Annotated in this window: 19 protein-coding genes; 2 read left to right on the forward strand and 17 right to left on the reverse strand. The window is 51.8% G+C overall.

Annotated elements, in window-relative coordinates; all coding sequences use genetic code 11:
- Window positions 1-2: 2 nt before the first annotated feature.
- The 4 genes from BLX24_RS05415 to BLX24_RS05430 form a co-directional block, all read right to left on the reverse strand.
- Entirely contained in the window at window positions 3-1,226 is a 1,224-nt protein-coding gene (locus BLX24_RS05415; protein WP_071502064.1) for a TCR/Tet family MFS transporter, read from the reverse strand.
- 127 nt (window positions 1,227-1,353) lie between these two features.
- Window positions 1,354-2,487, reverse strand: a complete 1,134-nt coding sequence (gene dnaN, locus BLX24_RS05420; protein WP_071502065.1) for a DNA polymerase III subunit beta — start codon at window positions 2,485-2,487, stop codon at window positions 1,354-1,356.
- A 148-nt stretch (window positions 2,488-2,635) separates the two neighbouring features.
- Complete coding sequence (gene gldG, locus BLX24_RS05425; RefSeq protein ID WP_071502066.1) at window positions 2,636-4,303, reverse strand: gliding motility-associated ABC transporter substrate-binding protein GldG; 1,668 nt, start codon at window positions 4,301-4,303, stop codon at window positions 2,636-2,638.
- Window positions 4,304-4,365: 62 nt separating this feature from the next.
- Window positions 4,366-5,427, reverse strand: a complete 1,062-nt coding sequence (locus tag BLX24_RS05430; protein WP_143092575.1) for a hypothetical protein — start codon at window positions 5,425-5,427, stop codon at window positions 4,366-4,368.
- 224 nt (window positions 5,428-5,651) lie between these two features.
- On the opposite strand from BLX24_RS05430, the gene BLX24_RS05435 reads away from it, so the two are divergent.
- Window positions 5,652-6,041: a thioredoxin family protein gene (locus tag BLX24_RS05435; protein ID WP_374754993.1), complete on the forward strand. Its 390-nt coding sequence runs from the start codon at window positions 5,652-5,654 to the stop codon at window positions 6,039-6,041.
- Between the two features lie 4 nt (window positions 6,042-6,045).
- Here the strand turns inward: BLX24_RS05435 and BLX24_RS05440 are convergent, their stop codons facing one another.
- From BLX24_RS05440 to BLX24_RS05485, 10 genes are read right to left on the reverse strand one after another with little or no spacing between them, the layout of a single operon-like run.
- Entirely contained in the window at window positions 6,046-7,149 is a 1,104-nt protein-coding gene (locus BLX24_RS05440) for a DegT/DnrJ/EryC1/StrS family aminotransferase (protein ID WP_071502069.1), read from the reverse strand.
- A gap of 1 nt (window position 7,150) precedes the next feature.
- On the reverse strand, window positions 7,151-7,786 hold the full coding sequence (locus BLX24_RS05445) for an acetyltransferase (RefSeq protein ID WP_071502070.1): 636 nt from the start codon (window positions 7,784-7,786) through the stop codon (window positions 7,151-7,153).
- Between the two features lie 2 nt (window positions 7,787-7,788).
- Window positions 7,789-8,430 carry a sugar transferase gene (locus tag BLX24_RS05450; RefSeq protein WP_310590769.1) on the reverse strand — a complete coding sequence of 214 codons (642 nt, stop codon included), beginning with the start codon at window positions 8,428-8,430 and terminating at the stop codon, window positions 7,789-7,791.
- 38 nt (window positions 8,431-8,468) lie between these two features.
- The gene (locus tag BLX24_RS05455; RefSeq protein WP_071502071.1) at window positions 8,469-9,698 is read right to left on the reverse strand and encodes a glycosyltransferase family 4 protein; all 1,230 of its coding nucleotides are present in this window, start codon (window positions 9,696-9,698) and stop codon (window positions 8,469-8,471) included.
- On the reverse strand, window positions 9,661-10,806 hold the full coding sequence (locus BLX24_RS05460; RefSeq protein WP_071502072.1) for a glycosyltransferase family 4 protein: 1,146 nt from the start codon (window positions 10,804-10,806) through the stop codon (window positions 9,661-9,663). The genes BLX24_RS05455 and BLX24_RS05460 overlap by 38 nt, the downstream gene beginning before the upstream one ends.
- 1 nt (window position 10,807) lies before the next feature.
- Window positions 10,808-11,671, reverse strand: a complete 864-nt coding sequence (locus BLX24_RS05465) for a glycosyltransferase family 2 protein (RefSeq protein ID WP_071502073.1) — start codon at window positions 11,669-11,671, stop codon at window positions 10,808-10,810.
- A gap of 2 nt (window positions 11,672-11,673) precedes the next feature.
- On the reverse strand, window positions 11,674-12,519 hold the full coding sequence (locus BLX24_RS05470; RefSeq protein WP_071502074.1) for an alpha-1,2-fucosyltransferase: 846 nt from the start codon (window positions 12,517-12,519) through the stop codon (window positions 11,674-11,676).
- Window positions 12,501-13,703 carry an oligosaccharide repeat unit polymerase gene (locus BLX24_RS05475; RefSeq protein WP_071502075.1) on the reverse strand — a complete coding sequence of 401 codons (1,203 nt, stop codon included), beginning with the start codon at window positions 13,701-13,703 and terminating at the stop codon, window positions 12,501-12,503. The genes BLX24_RS05470 and BLX24_RS05475 overlap by 19 nt, the downstream gene beginning before the upstream one ends.
- A complete protein-coding gene (locus BLX24_RS05480) occupies window positions 13,679-14,566 on the reverse strand; it encodes a glycosyltransferase (RefSeq protein WP_083421814.1) in 888 nt (295 codons plus the stop codon). The genes BLX24_RS05475 and BLX24_RS05480 overlap by 25 nt, the downstream gene beginning before the upstream one ends.
- The gene (locus tag BLX24_RS05485) at window positions 14,563-15,594 is read right to left on the reverse strand and encodes a hypothetical protein (RefSeq protein ID WP_071502077.1); all 1,032 of its coding nucleotides are present in this window, start codon (window positions 15,592-15,594) and stop codon (window positions 14,563-14,565) included. The genes BLX24_RS05480 and BLX24_RS05485 overlap by 4 nt, the downstream gene beginning before the upstream one ends.
- Window positions 15,595-15,771: 177 nt before the next feature.
- Here BLX24_RS05485 and BLX24_RS05490 point away from each other — a divergent pair, with 177 nt between their 5' ends.
- Window positions 15,772-16,155, forward strand: a complete 384-nt coding sequence (locus BLX24_RS05490; protein ID WP_071502078.1) for a hypothetical protein — start codon at window positions 15,772-15,774, stop codon at window positions 16,153-16,155.
- A gap of 134 nt (window positions 16,156-16,289) precedes the next feature.
- Here BLX24_RS05490 and nadD read toward each other — a convergent pair whose 3' ends face one another.
- From nadD to BLX24_RS05505, 3 genes are all read right to left on the reverse strand, one after another.
- Entirely contained in the window at window positions 16,290-16,862 is a 573-nt protein-coding gene (gene nadD / locus BLX24_RS05495; protein WP_071502079.1) for a nicotinate (nicotinamide) nucleotide adenylyltransferase, read from the reverse strand.
- A gap of 45 nt (window positions 16,863-16,907) precedes the next feature.
- Window positions 16,908-17,507 carry a guanylate kinase gene (gene gmk / locus BLX24_RS05500; protein ID WP_071502324.1) on the reverse strand — a complete coding sequence of 200 codons (600 nt, stop codon included), beginning with the start codon at window positions 17,505-17,507 and terminating at the stop codon, window positions 16,908-16,910.
- Window positions 17,508-17,581: 74 nt separating this feature from the next.
- Window positions 17,582-17,872: a hypothetical protein gene (locus BLX24_RS05505; RefSeq protein ID WP_071502080.1), complete on the reverse strand. Its 291-nt coding sequence runs from the start codon at window positions 17,870-17,872 to the stop codon at window positions 17,582-17,584.
- Window positions 17,873-17,878: the final 6 nt, after the last annotated feature.

Here is a 17,878-nt window from a genome sequence, read left to right on the forward strand (position 1 = left end):
GTTCAATCCCCATGCTGCTTCGACAGGGTTCGCCGGGCGAGGATAAGGCTGATTATTGTCAGGACCGCACCGGCCGCAAACGGTGCGCCGGGGAAGTAGAACGGTGTGGCCGGAGCGGTGAAGAACGAGAACAGATAGGTCATCACCAACGGACCGACGATAGATGTCAGACTGATCAGGCTCGTTAGTGCTCCCTGCAACTCCCCCTGCTCATTGGCCGGTACCTGCCCCGAAATAATTCCCTGAAGCGACGGCCCCGCAATACCACCGAGTGAGTAGGGCACCATAAACGCAAACATCATCCAGCTTTGGGTGGCCAGCGCGAAGCAGACAAAGCCAATGGCATACATCATCAGGCCGACATAAACCGACCGCTGCTGTCCCAGCTTCGGAATCAGCACACGGCTTAAACCGCCCTGCACAATCCCGATCATCAGGCCGATAAACGCCAGCGAAAGACCGACCGTTTTTTCTGACCATTTAAACTGTTCCATCGTAATGAAGGTCCATGTACTTTGCATGGCATGACCGGCAATGTAAATGAATACCAGCGAAGCAACCAGACTGATAATGACCGGATAGCGTCGGATCTGCGCCAGTGCGCCGACCGGATTGGCCCGTTTCCAGCTGAATGGCCGGCGGTTTTCCGGTTTCAGTGATTCCGGCAACACAAAGAACCCGTATATTACGTTCAGCAAGGTCAGACCCGCCGAGACAAAAAACGGAATCCGGGAGCCGTATTGCCCGAGCAAACCACCAATGGCTGGCCCGATGATGAAGCCCATGCCGAACGCCGCACCAATTAACCCGAAGTTCTGCGCCCGCTTTTCCGGCGGACTCACGTCGGCGATGTAGGCGCTGGCGGTTGTGAAGCTGGCTCCGGTAATACCTGCAATGATCCGGCCGATGAACAGCAGCGTAATAGTGGGAGCAATCCCTTGCAGAATGTAGTCGAGTCCGAAGCCAAGAAGGGAAAACAGGAGTACCGGGCGGCGGCCATAGCGGTCACTGAGGCCGCCTAGTACGGGGGCAAAGGCAAACTGCATGGTCGCGTAGGCGAAAGTCAGCAAGCCGCTGTATCGGGAGGCTTCGCTGAGGTTGCCGTGAATGAGTTCTTCAATGAGTTTCGGGAAAACCGGAATCACAATGCCCAGGCCGGTAACGTCGATGAGCAAGGTGATGAAGATGAAAATCATCGCGGCACTGCGCGGTGGTTTGGTTTCCATGGGAGATTGGTAAAGGAAGAATAGAGCAAAGGAAAGGGAGAATCAGGCTGCCGAAACCGCAGAGACCCACAGGCCTCTCCGCTGCATGGCGGTCTGATTCTCCCCCGAAATGTATTGTATGCGCTGCTTAAGCGTATGTATTCAGCATCACCGGCATCACCAGCATCAGAATATCTTCGTTTTCGTCTTTGTCGGCCGGCACCATGATACCCGCACGGTTTGGCGCTGACATCTGAATAGAGATCATTTTTGCGTGCATGTTGCTCAGCATTTCGGCCAGCAGCTTTGCGTTGAAACCAATCTCCATCGGCTCGCCTTCGAAATCGCACAGCAGCTTTTCGTTGGCTTCGTTTGCATAGTCAAGATCTTCCGCAGACAGCGTCAGCGCATTACCTTTCAGACTCAGGCGAATCTGGTGGGTGGTCCGGTTCGCGTAGATCATGATCCGCTTCAGCGTCGTCAGCAGGTCTGTCCGGCCAATGGTCAGCACGTTTGGATTCTTGGTCGGGATGGCATTTTCGTAATCCGGGAAGCGCTCGTCGATCAGGCGGCAGATCAGCTGTGTCGGCCCGAACGAGAACGACGCGTTCGACTGGCTGAATTCGGCCCGAACCGTTAAATTGTCCGGCAGCGACGATTTCAGCAGTTGCAGCGCTTTCCGCGGAATAATCATCGATGTATTGGCCGATGTCTGGATGTCAGTCCGGCGATAGCGGATCAGGCGGTGCCCGTCGGTAGCGACGAAGGTGGCCTGATCTTCCGACAGTTGCAGGTAAACACCTGTCATAGCCGGACGAAGATCATCGGTGCTGGTAGCAAAAACGGTATTGTTGATGGCACTCGCCAGCGCATCCGACGAAATCTCGACCGACAGGTTTTTATTAACGGCCGGAATTTTCGGGAAGTCGATCGGGTTTTCGCCCGCCAGTTTGTAGCGGCCGTTGTCGGTCAGGATCTGTGTTCCGAACGTTTCCGTGTCAATGTTGAACGTGATCGGTTGTTCGGGCAGGCTGCGGAGCGTGTCCAGCAACAGCTTGGCCGGAATCGCAATGGCACCGCTTTCGGTTGCTTCAACCGGAATTTGCGTTGTCATAGTCGTCTGCAAATCCGAAGCTGTTACCGTCAGCACACCGCCCTCATCGTTCGAGTCAATTTTAAACAGAAAGTTCTCTAAAATAGGAACAATAGGATTGGTGGCAACAACGCCATTTATATGCGAAAGGTTTTTGAGCAGTACGGATGAGGATACGATGAATTTCATATCGGATACGTTTTGATAAAGTCAGCAAAAATAAGCAAAAAAGCGCTCCTTTTGGCATCAGGAAGCGCTTATTTTAACGGGTCTTAATGAATCTTTAACACAGCCTGCCAACGGGGTTAACCGGTGAGAATCACAGCTATGCCTGTTCTTACCGGTTCCGCCGTTTGCGGGTAAACTGCCAGCCGGCGCCCACTAAACCAATAAGGGCGAGCGGGCCCAGCACATTGAGCAGCTGCCAGCTTGTCCGCTCGTTGGCCAGTTTGATTTTATCGAGCGGCCGCAGGGTAATCTGGCGGTTACGGGCCGTAATAACCCCGTCCGGATCGGCCAGGTAGTCGATGGCATTCATGGCAAAATCCTTATTGCCGAACAGGTTGCGGTTGAACCGGTCGAAACCCAGCGGATACGGCATCTGCCGTTTATAATCGACATCGTTGACGATCAGGTCGCCATCCGAGCAGATAATCACCCGCGACGCCTCACCTACCGGTTTAAAGCCATTTGCGCGCGGATCGCCGGGCAGGATTCGGTTGGCATACAGCGACTGGAATTTACCCTCAAACAGGCAACCAATGATCTGTACGCCGTCTTTGTAGGTGGCCGGGTCGGGTTGCTGCCGGGCCTCGTTATACGAAATGATGGCCGGAGCCTTTAGCAGTTTTGTGTACGGGGAAGTCAGCAAAAGAGGCGTTTTCCGGATGCCGGCAGCGGCTACGGTATCCAGCGTGCTGGCAAAACGGCACCAGATGGCATCGAGGTTGCGGGTAACCGGCGTCTGCTGACCGGCCGGCCCGAACGAGTTAATCACCGGATAAAACCGCCACGGTACTTTCTGGATATTCGGCTTATCGCCCATATTGCCGACGTTCATCGGAATCAGGTTGCAGCTCAGGTCTTTCACCACATTCTGATTCAGGCGGGCTCCCCAGCGGAAAAACAAATCGTCGAGGCGGAGATTCATCGGCTGGGCAAAGGTGCCTTCGTTGCTCACGCTGTCAACGCGCTGTCCGTCAATGAAAAACAGCATCCGGCCACCGTTGACCACGTATTGATCCAGTTTAAACAGCTCGTCATCGTTAAATGGCTGATCGGGCTTCAGTACCAGCAAAACATCGAGACCGGTAATCGGTCCGGGCTTAGCCATATCGAGGAAAAACAGGTCGTAGTTTTCCTGAACCGTGGCCAGTAAATCCGAAAAGCGCGAGGGCGGTACGTTGGTTTTGCCCAGAAAGCCGATTTTACGCCGGTTGCCCTGCATCTGTGTCAGCTGCCGGATACCCGACGAAAGCTGGTACTCAACGTTTTCGTAGGATTGGTTCAACTGCTCTTCGGGCGAGGCCGTTTTGTTGCCTTTTAGTAGCTGTACGGCAATCTCCTTGCCCTTGTACGAAATCAGTGCGCCCGGGAAAATGAGTTTTTCGGTGCGTTTACCCCCTTCGTTATCAAAGAGATTTGTCGGCAGCAAGCCACGTTCCTGCAAACGTTTAAACAGCGCCTCTTTATCGGTAGTTGAGGTAACGGCCGTCGGGTCGATGAAGCGGTAGGTTACGTTTTTGCCGGCCCGCGCCTGAAACTCGTCGAGGGTTTCCCGAACCGCATTTTCAAGCCGTTTGAAGCCCGGCGGCAGATCGCCGGTAAGGTAAACGTTCACGTGAATATCGTCATCGAGTCCGCCAAGCAGGTTGAGCGTGGCATCCGACAGGGTATACCGCTTCTCCGCCGTCAGATCGACCCGGAAAAAAAGAAAGGCTGACAGCACATTAATGGCCACCAGCGCTACTATGACAATAAGTATACGGGAGAATCCTGATTTCATATCTGGCTAATAACGCTGCAATCCGGCAACTTGTATCAGCATGCAAAAATAAACATCAATCCTTACTCCGGCTGACGAAGATTGGCATAATCAATGGCAAAATGCCGGGTACGGGCACCATTCCGCCGGAAAAGGTCCATCAGGTCGTTGGCTTTGCCGTTCAGCCAGGAGCCGTCCGAGGCATCATACCCGTTCCGGCTGAGCAGATCCGCATATTGTTTTGTCTTTTCCGGATCGTCCAGATACAGGTATAATTTCGCCAGGTTGTAGTAGGCCGAATACCGTAGTTTAGCATCGGCTTTGTCGTTGCCGGTGTAGCGTTTGGGCAATCCTTCGTAGTACTCCATAGGCGCTCTAAGGCGTTCAATGGCTTCGGTAAGCGGCTCGTCGGGGCTGACAGCGCCCAGGATAGCCTTGATATCCTGATGCGCCCGCTGGTAGGAGTCATATTCCGGATGTTTTTTTGAGTCCAGAACCCAGAAATGGTCATCAGCCTTGCGGACCGGAAATCCGTAGTCATTCGTTAGGGTACCGGACAGGTTTTGCAGGGCCAGCATAACTTCATCGCGGAGGAAACGGTTTTTGATTTCTTCGCGGTTGTTGGTCAGGTAGTTATTGGCAGCAGCGTAGCTGTTGTATTCCTGACTGGTCCACGTTTTTTTCGAATACCGCTGGGCCAGTGTCGGGCGGACAATGGGTTGTCCACGAAAGTCAGATACGTCGGCTCTTGCCGCAAAGCTGTATTCCAGCTGAAGTTTGTAGTAATACTTACGGCCGGTTTCCTTGCCGTCCTTATCTTTCTGGATATCGACCCGCTCCTTAACCTCCGACTTTTCGATGATGACATCCTCAAACATTGGCCGGATAATAACGTGGGCCGGCCCGTTATCGATCCGCCGCCAGCCTTCGATGGGGGTAGCGTCGGCTAACTCGTTGTCGCTAAATGTGGTACGGATATTGCGGGTACCTGATACATTGACCTGATAGGTCCGGAAGGCAGGGTCGAGCGGCTTTTGCGGCAGATCACGATACATCATAACAAAGCTGTATCGGTCGAGGTCAACTTTTTGGGCAACTGCTACTAGTGTATAAACAGAGAACAATAAGGTAAATAGTATTTTCATGTAGTTTGCAAATTTCATAGCAAGTTACATTTTTCGCTTTGTCTGCCGAATTCAATTGTATAATCGGTTGTGAGTCTCAGGGTTCTGCTATATATTCGCCGTCCCGCCTTTGCTAGTAGACGAAATAGAGTTTGTTTTACGTTTTCATACTACGAAACCAATTAATTGATATGAGAAGAGAGTTTTGGCTGTTATCAACAATGATGTTGCTGGCCATTGGCTTCATGTCTGCATTTGCACCCGCGAACCATACTGTAATTGAGGATACAGAAGGGATTCAGTTTACAGAAACAAGCTGGAATAACATTCTGAAAAAGGCAAAAGCCGAGAAGAAAGTGATCTTCCTGGATGCGTATGCCAGCTGGTGTGGCCCGTGTAAAATGTTGCAGAAGAACGTGTTTACCCGCAAGGAAGTAGGTGATTACTTTAACAAGTCATTTATTAACGTGAAGATGGACATGGAAAAAGGCGAAGGCCCTATGCTGTCGCAGCGTTATCCGCTGGAAGCGTACCCGACCCTGCTTTTCATCGATGGCAACGGACGTGTTCTGAAAAAGGTCATTGGTTACCAGGCGCCTGAGCAACTGCTGGCCATTGGTAAAAGTGTGAAATAACCCATTAGCGGAATAAAGACAGTACGATATCAATAACCCGCTGTCGCTCCACTTCATTCAGCGTTGAACCAGACGGCAGACAAAGCCCCTGTTCAAAGATATTCTCCGCAAGGCCCGTTCCGTAGAACGGGCTTTTTTTATACACCGGCTGGCAGTGCATTGGTTTAAATACCGGTCTTGATTCGATACCCTGCGCGGCGAGTGTGAGCCGGACCGTTTCCCGCGAAACGCCCGTTTCCCGTTCGTCGAACCGGCAGGCGGTAAGCCATCGGTTGGCAAGGCTCCCTGCCGGTTCGGGCTGGCAACTTAAGCCTGAATTTGCCTGAAGTGCTTGCTGGTAAGCCATAAAATGCGTCCGCCGTCGTTGTACCCGATCGGTCAGTGCCGAAAGCTGTTGCATACCCAACGGCGCTGCTAACGGGTTGAACGCCGTGTTGTATCCGGCGCGTTCGTGTTCATAATGGGCTACCGGCTGTTTGGCCTGACTCCCCAGCCAACCGGCCGTTTTGAAAAAAGTTTCGTTGTTTGTCAGCAAAGCACCGCCGCCAAGGGTTGTAATAATTTTATTGACGTTGAATGACAGGATACTGATGTCGCCGAAACCGCCGCAGGGAATCCGCTGGTAGGTACTGCCAAGCGCTTCGGCAGCATCTTCGATAAGCGGAACCCCGAATTGGCTGCTTAGCATCCGCAACTCGTGCCACTGCGCCGGTACGCCATAAAGATCCACCGCAATAATGGCTTTCGGTCGTTTCCGGCGTTTACGGAGTGCGGTTTCCAGTGCATCAGGGCACATATTCCAGCTCTGCGGCTCGCTGCCGATAAAAACAGGCGTGGCCCCCTGATGGACAATGCAATTGGCTGAAGCCGCAAACGTCAGCGACTGGCAAAAGACGTCATCACCCGCCTGGACAGACAGACTGGCGAGGGCAAGTTCAAGCGCCGATGAACCGGCATTGGTCAGGAGGCAGTGGGTGGTTCGGGTGAGCGCCGTTAATTGCTGAGAAAACTGCCGCTCAAGTCGCAGCAGGTCATTCACATCGTAAGTAGCACCGGAAAGCGCCCCAATGTCTGGTGGCGACAGCAGGATATTAAACGGATGTTTCATGTCAGCGGGCAGGAACTCCTTTGACGGTAGTGTGGGGGAAAACCGGTTTGGTCACAACGGCTCCTGCGCCAAGTACGGCATAATTGCCAACCGTAAGCTGGTTTTTAACGATTGCGCCGGTACCGGCAAATACGCCGTCACCCATCATTACGTCACCGGCAATATGAACAGCAGGCATCAGCGAGCTAAAATCACCAATCCGGCTGTCATGGCCAACCGTACATTTGAGATTCAGGAGCACATGACTGCCAAGCGAAACATCGACCGTCAGGATAGTATCCTGGCAGATAATACAGCCTTCGCCCAGAGTAACGTCCTGTTCGGGCCGGAGCAATACCGTTGGATGAATCAGGACAGGAAAAGATACCATCGGATTGGTGATAGCGGTGACCAGCTTTTTTTTAACCATTGGCCAGCCAACGCCTATTGCTACCGACAGCGGTGTCGGATACTGGTTCAGGGCTGACAGCCCGCCCAGGACAGGTATTTTTTTGACCAGCCTGCCTGCCGGTACATTGTCATCGAAGACGCCGATGGGCTCCCAGGTATCCGGATAGGCATGGTTAATGTGCTGAATAAGCATCAATACTTCACGGCCGAATCCACCGGCCCCGTAAACAGCGATAGGTGTTGCCATAGTTAGTCATACGTGCCCGTAAATCGTGGCATGAGCGGCTCCGCGACGGGCGAAAGCATTAGTAAACAGGTCTTCCAGAGAATATAGGCATCCAGTTGCCGGGACTGGTGGTGCACATACCATACATCCAGTTCAAATTTCCGCTGCCAGCTGATGTTGTTCCGTCCGTGGATTTGAGCCCAGCCGGTTAAGCCTGGTTTTATCAGTTGTCGCTGCCGCTCAAAATCAGTATACAGCAACGTATACTCAGGCAGAAGCGGGCGGGGGCCGATAAGACTCATATCACCCCGAAGTACATTGAGAAGCTGTGGAAGCTCATCGAGCGAGGTTTTACGAAGCCAGCGGCCGGGAGTTGTCAGACGAAATGCGTCGGGCAAAAGGTTGCCCGACGCATCGGACTTGTCTGTCATAGTGCGGAATTTGTACATGACAAAAGGCGTTCCATATTGCCCGGAACGGAGCTGACAAAACACCGGCCACCGACGGAAACAGACACTAACGAACAGTGCTGTTAGCCCCATGACAGGTAGTGTAACCGGACTTGTAATCACAATAAGCGTTATGTCGAGAAACCGTTTCATGAGGATGTGTATATCTTTTGTCCGGCGGTTGAGCCATAGCTTGATACGAATGCCTGTGCTCATGGTCACATCGAAAGGTGATAAACAGTTTGTGCTTCGGGTTATGTGTTCTGTATACAGCTTTTGAGGCACTGAATGTAAGCTTGGGCCTGTTCACTTCGATTGAACCGGTACGTTGCCAGCCTGATCGCTTGCTGACTATACTGTTGGTGTAATACGGGATTGGTCAGTAGTGGTTTCAGATTTCCTTCCCATGTTTCCGGTCGTTCAGGATCAAGAAAAAGACCGGCCTCTGCCTCGGTCAGCAGTTGCCGCGTCAGGCCGTTAATAGCCGTCAGAACAGGTAGTCCGCAGCCCAGATAATCAAACAGTTTAGCCGAAAGCATAGTGTCGAACAGGGGTTTGGGCTGCATGATAACCATACCGGCATCCGCCGCCAGTATGAAGGGCAGCACCTCTTTTTTAGGCCGTGATGTTTCAAAGCGGACATTGGTCAGCTTTAACTGAAAAGCTCTGTGCTGTAAGGCGTTTTTTTCCGGACCATCGCCGATCAGCAGGAAACGGACCGGCGTGTGGCGCAACCGGTCAGCAGCATCCAGTAAAATACTGAGTCCGTTGGCGGGCCCATGGGCACCGGCGTAAATAATCCAGAACCCGGCTTCCATGTGGTGTTCTTTCCGGAAGGCATCTCTGTCAAATAAGCGTTGCACGGCCTGAAGCTGCGAAAAGTCGGCTCCGTTAGGAATCACCGTTATGCGCTTAGCCGGCATTCTTTTTTGGTTGATTAGTACATGTTTAAACGCCTCCGTCAGGGCAACCAGATGGGTTGCTTTCCGGTAGAGGAACTGTTCGAGCCTGTAGGCTGCCCAACGAAGTAGCGAATGGCGTAAAAAGCCCAGTTCGATGGGTGCATCCGGCCATAAGTCCCGGAGTTCCAGCACCAGCGGCACCCCGCTTTTAGCCGCCAGCAGCCAGCCGGTGAGGCCAATGGTGAGCGGGGGAGATGAGGCTACGACGATATGTACTGAGTGCTCCGTCGCCGACCAGCCTGTCCATAAGCTATTGATCAGAAATCCGAAATAAGCCCACAAACGTCCGGCTGTCCCTGACTGGTAAGTGGCCGGGACGCGTGCCCGCAAAATGCGTACGCTGGCCGGTAAGGCCATTTCGGTTTTGCCGTTATAGGGCTTCCCTGAGGCATAATCTACCGAGCCGGCCAGAATGGTGATCTGATGCCCGGCATTCGCCCAGTGCCGTACCAGCTCGTTCCAGCGGGTGCTGCCCGCAGCATGCTCAGGCAGAAAGTACTGGTGAAGTAACAGAATGTGCATAAAACCGGTATTTAGCCTCCCAAACGTCTTCCGGAACAAAATCACACAAAACACGATGCCGCCCTGCCTGACCATGTTGCTGCCGTAAAACCGGATTAGTCAGATAGGTACGAATGGCTTCAGAAAATAAATCAACCGAGTCAGGATCTATAAGCATGCCGGTTTGCTGATCATGTACGGCATCAACAACACCCGTTACGCGGCTGGCCACAACAGGAATGCCCATCGCAGCCGCTTCAATCAATACGTTGCCAAAGCCTTCGCGGCGGGTTGGTGATACCAGTACATCCATCCGGGCGAGGTAAGGAGCCGTGTCTGCAACAAAACCGGTCAGATACACTCCCGGATCACTGGCGAGCTGTTGAATACAGGCCAGGTCGGCCGCTGATGTGCTATCGGCTGGCCCGACAACCAACAGGCTGACCGCCGGATCATTCCGTAAGAGCTGCCAGAGGTCAGTTAATACCTGAAGACCTTTTTCTGCCGACAGCCGGCCAACGTAGCCGATAACCAGTTCTTTCGGAACATGCGACCTTTTATGACGTAGCGGAAACCGTTCCGGATTAAACCGGTTGCGGGCATCCACACCATTGCAACTACCATGATTAGGGACACAGACGGCTTTTGTCTGACCAATACCGGCGCGGTCAGCTAATTCGGCGAGCGAATGGCTGACAAAAAGCAGGTGCGTGGCCAGGGAGCCCATCAGCCGTTCCGCTCCTATCAGGAATATCCGCTTCAGACCACTACGGCTTTCAAACACAAAGCCATGCACTTCATAAACCCGGACGGGTACGCCGGTCAGCCATGCAGCCAGCAGACCCAGTAAGGAGGCTTTCGGTGTGTTGGTGTGAACAACATCCGGATGCAGTTGCCGGAACAGGCGGATGAGCACCAGCAGACACCATGCATCCCAAAACAGATGGACCGACCGCCGGAAAGGAACGATGCTGTAAGTAAACCCTTCCTGTCTGGCTAGCCGGTACAGGTCAGTACCGGCGGCACAGACAACATGCAGCCGGATTTGTTTCCGGTGCCAGAAGGCAGTCTGGCCTTGCAGAAAGCAAACCGACTGCGGAGCTGTAAAAAGCTGAACGGCCAGCAACATATTAATCAGCGTATGTAGATTTCTGGGCCAGATAGAGCTGCGCTTCCGCATGTAACTGATAGGCCTGTGACATTGGCCGGTATCGATTCCGGAAGAAACGGCTTGTTAGCTTGCTCTGACGAAGGGCAAAGAGGGGACCTTGCTTCAGATAAGAAACCGACCAGTAAAACCGGTAGGCAATCAGTGAGATAACCGGCCGGTATTGACGTAAAATGTCCCGGTATTCGCGCATCGCCGTAATATAATGGTGTTTTCGGGGTAGGTCGCGGTAGAAAAGCAGGGGTTCATCAAGGATACCAATGGTGGTCTCAGGCAATGTCCGCAACCAGAGTTCCAGATCTTCTGTACGCTGTAAAACCGGATTGTACGGATGAAGCCGGAACCAGTCGGTTTTGCCCATGACAGTAGGATGGATAATGGGGCAGTGAGCCAGCAGCTTGTCATAGCGGGGGGGCGGTACTGGCAACCCCCGGAGGCCACGAATACGGGTTTGCCGGTCAATAATGTAGGCAAATGATGCTGTCAGGTCTGTCTCAGGGTTTTTCAGCAGGTAATTAAGCTGGCTTTGGAGCCGGTTAGGGGCCATCAGGTCGTCGGCGTCCATCCGGGCAAGGAACCGTCCCTTTGCCAGCCGTGCAATCTGATTAAGCCGGCTGGATAAACCCAGTCGCTTCTTATCGCAAAGTAGCCGTATACGCGGATCGGTTAACCAATGGCAGGCAACCGCGACCGAATCGTCGGTTGAACCATCGTCAATCAGCAGCAATTCCCAGTCCCGGAATGATTGATTGACAACGGAACGGATGGCCGCAGATAAAAAAGCAGCCTGATTGTAAAAAGGGAGTCCGATAGTAATTGTAGGCATAATCAGGGGATAGTTAAGGTATATTGGGTTAATCCGGGCGCTTCTACAAGCTGGTTATTCAGACATAGCCAGTATCGGGGAGCTATTATACAGGTATCCGGCTGACGGCCAATCCATGCCGCCCACCAGCTGAATGTGCTGTTGGGAATGATAAAATGACGACAACCGCTCATTTGAGCCAGATGCACAAGGGCCGGTGCCGGTTCGCAGAACCAGGCGGATTCTGGTAGTAATACATGCTGTCTGCACCAGGCCGGATCGTCGGAGAAGACATTGACCTGAAAAGGACCTGTATGTTTTTCCAGCAACTGTAAAGCATGGATGTAGTACGTTGCCGGCAGGGTCTGATAGCGACGGTTCAAGAGATAGTCCCCACGGCGGATATGCAGACCAACTGTTTGTTTGCCGGTATGATAACCTGCCGGAACGTACGCGCGTAGCAGGAACTGTAACGAGGACTGAAGCCGGTCTGCAATACCGGCGAAATAGCCTGGATGTTGCCAGTAACCAGTCAGATAACAAGGTAGCTGCGGCTGAGGTAAGGACACCTGATATGGGTACCGCTCACGGATAAACGTTATGCGATGGGGCCGGTATGTGTTGATGATGCGTCGGGCCATCCGTTGCCAGCGATTAGCCGTTATCGAAAATGGTCCTACGAGTTTTGCCGGGGCAATTGCCACGTTTGGATCAATAGCCTCAAACGGAAAGATCGCCGCCTTGTCCTGACTGGATAGCCATGTTGTATCAAGCAGAAGCTGCGTTTGATGCTGTTCTGCCAGTTGTTTGCCGATAGCGTACTGAAACAACTGATTCCCGAATCCGCCGTTTAGCTCTGTGATAACCATGCGCGTTCTGGTTTTAACAGGTGATGAATGAGCCAGAGCTCAATAGCCAGTAAAAAAGCGTTGATGCGGATTAGCTCATGGTTCATAAATGACATGGCAATGGCATAATTGACAAAGGCATAGTAACACACCGTCGGAATGGCCTGGTATTGAAACGCCCGGCGGTGTAAAACGGCCGCCAGCCACCCCAGCGTCAGGGCAGCAAACAGGGCACCTGCTACGCCGAAATCAAGCGTAAAGGCGTCGAGGTAGGTGTAGACATTCGTCGTAACCGGCCCCGGGGCATAGTCCCTGACCAGTGACGGATATGACTGAATGAGCCCGGTCTTCTGAGCGGTATAATTCAGGAAGTCCAAAGAATAGTACGGTGAATCGTACAGACGGTAACCCGGATAGTTCTGGTCAAGCAGACTTTCGTAGACTTTTGCGCCACCCCACAGATAGACTTTCGTTACCTGCCAGAACGCAGCCGGCGTGTAGTTAAAGCTCAGGGTAACCAGTAAAACCGGTGAAAAAAGGAACAGAGCCAGTTGCCGGACCCGACGGCGGCTCAAGCCTTTGAAAATACTGAGTGATGTCAGAATCGTCAGGCTCCAGAGCAGAATCGGAGCACGCGTCAGGCTGAGTGAAGCGGTTAGCAGGGCAATGAAGCAGATAATCAATAGTGCTTCCCGGCGGATGGCCTTCCGCATAAACAACCAGAAAGCCATCGGAAGATACAACAGAAAATTACGGGCAAACAGTTGATAGAAGACGTTCGATTGCCCGGCCTGCAGGCGCTGACCCTGAAAACGAAGGGCAAACCAGCCAAACCTCAACAGATCAAGTTCAGAGCTGATGCGTAGCAGCATCCATCCGTTGGCGAGCATACTCATCGAAACCATAAACCAGAGTATGTATTTTACCCGTCTGACGGGATGACAAACCATTGAGTTGTTGAGTATGGGTTGGCGAAAGACCCAAAAGGACGGAAGCAAAAAAAGAAGCCACGTGAGATAGTACAGGATTTGGGTAGAGAGGGCCGGTACAAACGGGGGACCTATCCAGGGAGCACCAATGAGCAGGAGCCCCCAGACCAGACCGTAGAGATCCAGGTAACCGAAGCCTTTGATACTGTTGGTCAGTACATGGTACAGACTGCCGATTATCGAAATGCCGATCAGATGTGTGAGCCAGATTGCCATAGTCGCTTCAGGTAAAATTCAAGCCAGCGCCACCGGCGGAGTAAGATAACCAGTCCGGTATATACACCATAGTAGCGGGTAAGCAGGTATGCTTCACTATTCAGAAAATGGCAGAAACGCGTTTTGGCGCTAAGGCTCCGGGTAGATTGACCCTGCTGGTGGTCGGCCACCAGATGGCCGTGTAGCAGACAATGCCTGCCAAGCTGCCGGATCTGAAAGCCAAGTATGAGTTCTTCGAGATACAGAAAAGTGTGCTCGTCAAAACCTTTAAATTGCTCAAAAAAGGCTTGCCGGATCAGGAAACAGGCTCCATTAACGGTATCGACCCGGAGAATGCCGGATGGGTAAGGGACCAGATCACGATAGATGAAGTGTTGGTATTTACGGTAAAACAACCGGCGAAACAGCGGGCTGTGGCAACAAATCAGCCAGCCGGCAGGCAACAGCCGACGGACCTGGATTTGGTGGCTGACAGGGATCTCATTTGATCGTGTATGGACGAGTGGGCTGATAGCCATGGCATTAGGGCATCGCGCCAACGTATCGGCCAGATGCTGGATGGTGCGTGCATTGGTCAGCCAGACATCGCTGTTAATAATGAGGTAGGCATCGGGCTTTGGCAAGCCCGCTACCGGTGTAAGCCCCAGATTATTCCCGGCCGCATAACCCAGATTGATCTTACTACGGATAATGGAGACAAAGGCCGGGACGGTTTTCTGCAGCAGGTGATAGTCGTCTGGTGTTGAAGAGTTATCAACAACAACAATCTGTAACATCCTGTACGACTGTTGCAGAAGTGTTTGCAGGCACAGCAGTGTGTGCCTGAAGGTATGGTGGTTCAGGATAACAGCACGGACTATCATGATTTCTGCGTAATAACATCCCGGCAAACGAGTGTAATAAAGGCCAGAAGCGTACTTAGAAGCCCTCCGGTCAACCCGTGCAGAATCCGGGAAGGAGAACTGCGGCGCGAGGGCGGTCGGGGAGGTGATAGTACCTGTAACACCGGCATTTGCTCCTGAATAAGCAGGCGGGTATGTTCAAATTCTTCGGTAAGTCTCTGAAAGACATTTCCGGCCACTGCGGCTTCGTTTTCCAGCTGGTCTCCGTCCAGCGTGGCAGATTGCAGGAATAGGTTACGATGACTGTCCTGGTAAGAGGCCAGTGCCTTTTTATGGAGCTGGTACCGTTGGTGGGCCTGTTGCTGTTGACTGTTCAGGAAAGCGAGCGTTTGCCTGAGTTTTGCCGTTCTGTATGCCGTTACATAAGCTTTGAGAAAACGGATGGAAAACGCGGCAATCTGTTGGGCAACAGCCGGGTCCGGAAGGTCAACACGCACCTGGATCATGCCCGATTGTTTATCCATATCTGCCATAATCTGGTGGCTGATGGCCAGCAGGATATTCTCTTCGGCTAACGTAAGTTGCCTGGCTATCGGCGGGAACGTGCTGATAGTCTGACTACCGGTTAATCCGGCCAGCCATGATCGCGAAGGGTCTGTTAAAAAAGCAACCAGACTAGAGTAATGCTGACCGGCTATGGTCGTGACCGGATGCCGGAGGGCTTCATAGCGAAACGTGTCACTTTCCAGGATATTAGAGTAGAGATCCGGCCGGATTGCTTCTGTAATGCCACCGTCTCCATCGATGGAAAGACCGGCCAGTTCTGCCAGGGCACCGAAGCGTTTGAGCGATAACGCCGAGCGCGTCTGTAGTTCGGGCATGAGGCTGATATCGACGCGATACTGGCTTGTTTTCAGGTAAGAAATGCCGATGCCAGCCAGACCGCCTGCTGCCGTTGCCAGCGTCAGTACCTTAATGTGTCTGATACCTGCCGAAATTACCTGTTCAATCGTGATCGTCCGGAAACGATGTATTGTTGCGGATAACATATGTAGGCGTCTTAATATAAACTGCTATTATGAGACCGCGTTTTTCCCGAATTGTCACGTATTAAGCTGCCGGATAAAAAACAATTGTTTCGCATCCTGATAACCGGTTTCCCACGAGCAGGTTGTATTTTTACGGACATAAGAAATGCGGGTATTTTTTGCCGGCACCAACCCTGAATGAAAACAAAATTTGCGGTATATCTGAGTGTCTTCTGGCTGGTTGCCTGCTCGTCGGCTCCCGACAAGCTGGGTAAGCTGGATGTGAAAAAATGGCGGAGTGACCGTGGTGGTTGCTATGGCCTGCGTATGACTGAAGTTGATAACTTCAAGGCCGAAATGCAGGCGATTAAAGGCATGCATATTAATGATGTCGGCGAGCTGTTGGGGCGGCCGGACGTCAATCAGATTGAAGACCGGAACCAGAAATACTATGTCTATTTTCTGGAAAAAGGACTCCATTGTGACCAGGAGCGGACAAAGTCAAAAAGCCGTTCGGTGGCGTTACGCGTCAGCGCGATCGGCCTGGTAACCGAAATTACGTTTCAGAACGGCATTCCGTGATTTCTTGTGAAACGGGGACTCTGCCGTTGATTACGTATATTAATTTCCTTTCGGGGATCTTAATTTCCTTTTGGGGATATTAATTTCCTTTTGGGGATATTAATCTGCTTTCGGGCGACCACGTAGGGTCGCCCCTACTGGTAAAACTTTTTGCGCAGAATCATTTCTTCGACTACTTCCGGGACGAGGTAGCGGATCGGCCGGTTATGTTTCAGGCAGTCACGGATGTAAGTCGCTGAAATATCAAGCAGCGGCGCCTTGACGATCTGTACAGACGGATGATTCCGGAAAGGACTCTCAACCGCTTTCGGTCGTTCATAAACGTAAAGGCCGAAGTACTCCAGAATTTTTTCATGATTTTTCCAGTTGGCAAACTGCTCCAGATTATCTTCTCCGATAATGAGTTTAAACTGGTGCTGCGGGAACTTCTCCTGGAGCCGGATAAGGGTGTCAATCGTGTAGCTGGGGCGGGGCATCGAAAATTCAATGTCTGTTACTTTCAGGCGGGTGTTGTCAGAAATAGCCCGGTCGACCATGTCGTAGCGGTCAAATTCATGAAGCAGACTTTTGGTTTTCTTAAATGGATTCTGGGGCGATACAACAAACCAGACCTGTTCGAGATCGGTACTCGTGGCCATGGTATTGGCTACAATCAGGTGGCCGATATGGATAGGGTTAAAGGAGCCGAAAAATAAACCGATTTTCATGCCGCAAAAAAGAAATAGCAGGCCACGGCCTGCTATCTAATCAGATTAAATGATGGCTCCTTTCTCAGGAGTCTTGTTGTCTTTTATAAAGTCGTCGACCAGTTTCTGCGCTTTCAACAGCGAATCTTCCAGTTTATCATTGACCAGAATAACATCAAACTGACTCTGAAAGCTCATCTCAAAATGGACTTTAAACAAGCGTTTTGACAGGCTGTCTTCCGTTTCAGTACCGCGCCCGATCAGACGTTCGCGGAGTGTTTCTTCATCCGGCACTTTTACAAAGACAGACAAGGCCCGGTCGCCGTAATATTTTTTGAGTTTAAGCCCGCCCTGAACATCCACATCGAAGAGTACATGCTTACCGGTAGACCAGACGCGTTCAATTTCTGATTTGAGTGTTCCGTAAAAAGCACCGACATACACTTCTTCCCATTCCACAAACTCGTCGCGGTCAATGCGTTCTTTGAAATCTTCAGGGGTCAGGAAGTAGTAATCCTTACCGTTTTCTTCAGCGCGTCCCCGGCGGTCGCGTGTACAGGCAGAAATCGAAAAGCCGAGATTTGAGTTCCCGGCCAGCAGATGTTTAACGATTGTAGTTTTTCCCGAACCCGACGGGGCCGAGAAAATAATGAGTTTACCTTCCAAATCAGGCATTATAAGGTTTCAGGTTTCCCATTGCAGGATAATAGTAGCTGAAAGAAGAAACCTGAAACGGGTGATTAACTTAAATTAGCGATACGGGATTTAATGGTTGCGATCAGCTTATCCGGACAGCACTTTTTCTCCATTCGTTCCTGAAGCAATGCCTTCACTTCTTTTTCGAGATGATACATCTCAATGCAGGGACGGCAAACCTCCATGCTCTTCTTCAACTTCTCTAACTGTTCCTCTGTGGCCTCTCCATCGACAAGGAGCTGGATTAATTTCAGACAATTGGACTGGTTGTCACAATGCTGTTTAGGCAAGTTATCCAGGTTGGACGGAGACGGTGATGGCAACGACGTTTGCATTGGAAA

Source organism: Arsenicibacter rosenii, assembly GCF_001870735.1.
Lineage (GTDB): Bacteria > Bacteroidota > Bacteroidia > Cytophagales > Spirosomataceae > Arsenicibacter > Arsenicibacter rosenii.

Excerpts from the sequence above, each read along its gene's own strand:
- BLX24_RS05415 (WP_071502064.1), bottom strand. The coding sequence starts at position 1,226 with ATGGAAACCAAACCACCGCGCAGTGCCGCGATGATTTTCATCTTCATC.
- dnaN (WP_071502065.1), bottom strand. The coding sequence starts at position 2,487 with ATGAAATTCATCGTATCCTCATCCGTACTGCTCAAAAACCTTTCGCAT.
- gldG (WP_071502066.1), bottom strand. The coding sequence starts at position 4,303 with ATGAAATCAGGATTCTCCCGTATACTTATTGTCATAGTAGCGCTGGTG.
- BLX24_RS05430 (WP_143092575.1), bottom strand. The coding sequence starts at position 5,427 with ATGAAAATACTATTTACCTTATTGTTCTCTGTTTATACACTAGTAGCA.
- BLX24_RS05435 (WP_374754993.1), top strand. The coding sequence starts at position 5,652 with ATGTCTGCATTTGCACCCGCGAACCATACTGTAATTGAGGATACAGAA.
- BLX24_RS05440 (WP_071502069.1), bottom strand. The coding sequence starts at position 7,149 with ATGAAACATCCGTTTAATATCCTGCTGTCGCCACCAGACATTGGGGCG.
- BLX24_RS05445 (WP_071502070.1), bottom strand. The coding sequence starts at position 7,786 with ATGGCAACACCTATCGCTGTTTACGGGGCCGGTGGATTCGGCCGTGAA.
- BLX24_RS05450 (WP_310590769.1), bottom strand. The coding sequence starts at position 8,430 with ATGAGCACAGGCATTCGTATCAAGCTATGGCTCAACCGCCGGACAAAA.
- BLX24_RS05455 (WP_071502071.1), bottom strand. The coding sequence starts at position 9,698 with ATGCACATTCTGTTACTTCACCAGTACTTTCTGCCTGAGCATGCTGCG.
- BLX24_RS05460 (WP_071502072.1), bottom strand. The coding sequence starts at position 10,806 with ATGTTGCTGGCCGTTCAGCTTTTTACAGCTCCGCAGTCGGTTTGCTTT.
- BLX24_RS05465 (WP_071502073.1), bottom strand. The coding sequence starts at position 11,671 with ATGCCTACAATTACTATCGGACTCCCTTTTTACAATCAGGCTGCTTTT.
- BLX24_RS05470 (WP_071502074.1), bottom strand. The coding sequence starts at position 12,519 with ATGGTTATCACAGAGCTAAACGGCGGATTCGGGAATCAGTTGTTTCAG.
- BLX24_RS05475 (WP_071502075.1), bottom strand. The coding sequence starts at position 13,703 with ATGGCAATCTGGCTCACACATCTGATCGGCATTTCGATAATCGGCAGT.
- BLX24_RS05480 (WP_083421814.1), bottom strand. The coding sequence starts at position 14,566 with ATGATAGTCCGTGCTGTTATCCTGAACCACCATACCTTCAGGCACACA.
- BLX24_RS05485 (WP_071502077.1), bottom strand. The coding sequence starts at position 15,594 with ATGTTATCCGCAACAATACATCGTTTCCGGACGATCACGATTGAACAG.
- BLX24_RS05490 (WP_071502078.1), top strand. The coding sequence starts at position 15,772 with ATGAAAACAAAATTTGCGGTATATCTGAGTGTCTTCTGGCTGGTTGCC.
- nadD (WP_071502079.1), bottom strand. The coding sequence starts at position 16,862 with ATGAAAATCGGTTTATTTTTCGGCTCCTTTAACCCTATCCATATCGGC.
- BLX24_RS05505 (WP_071502080.1), bottom strand. The coding sequence starts at position 17,872 with ATGCAAACGTCGTTGCCATCACCGTCTCCGTCCAACCTGGATAACTTG.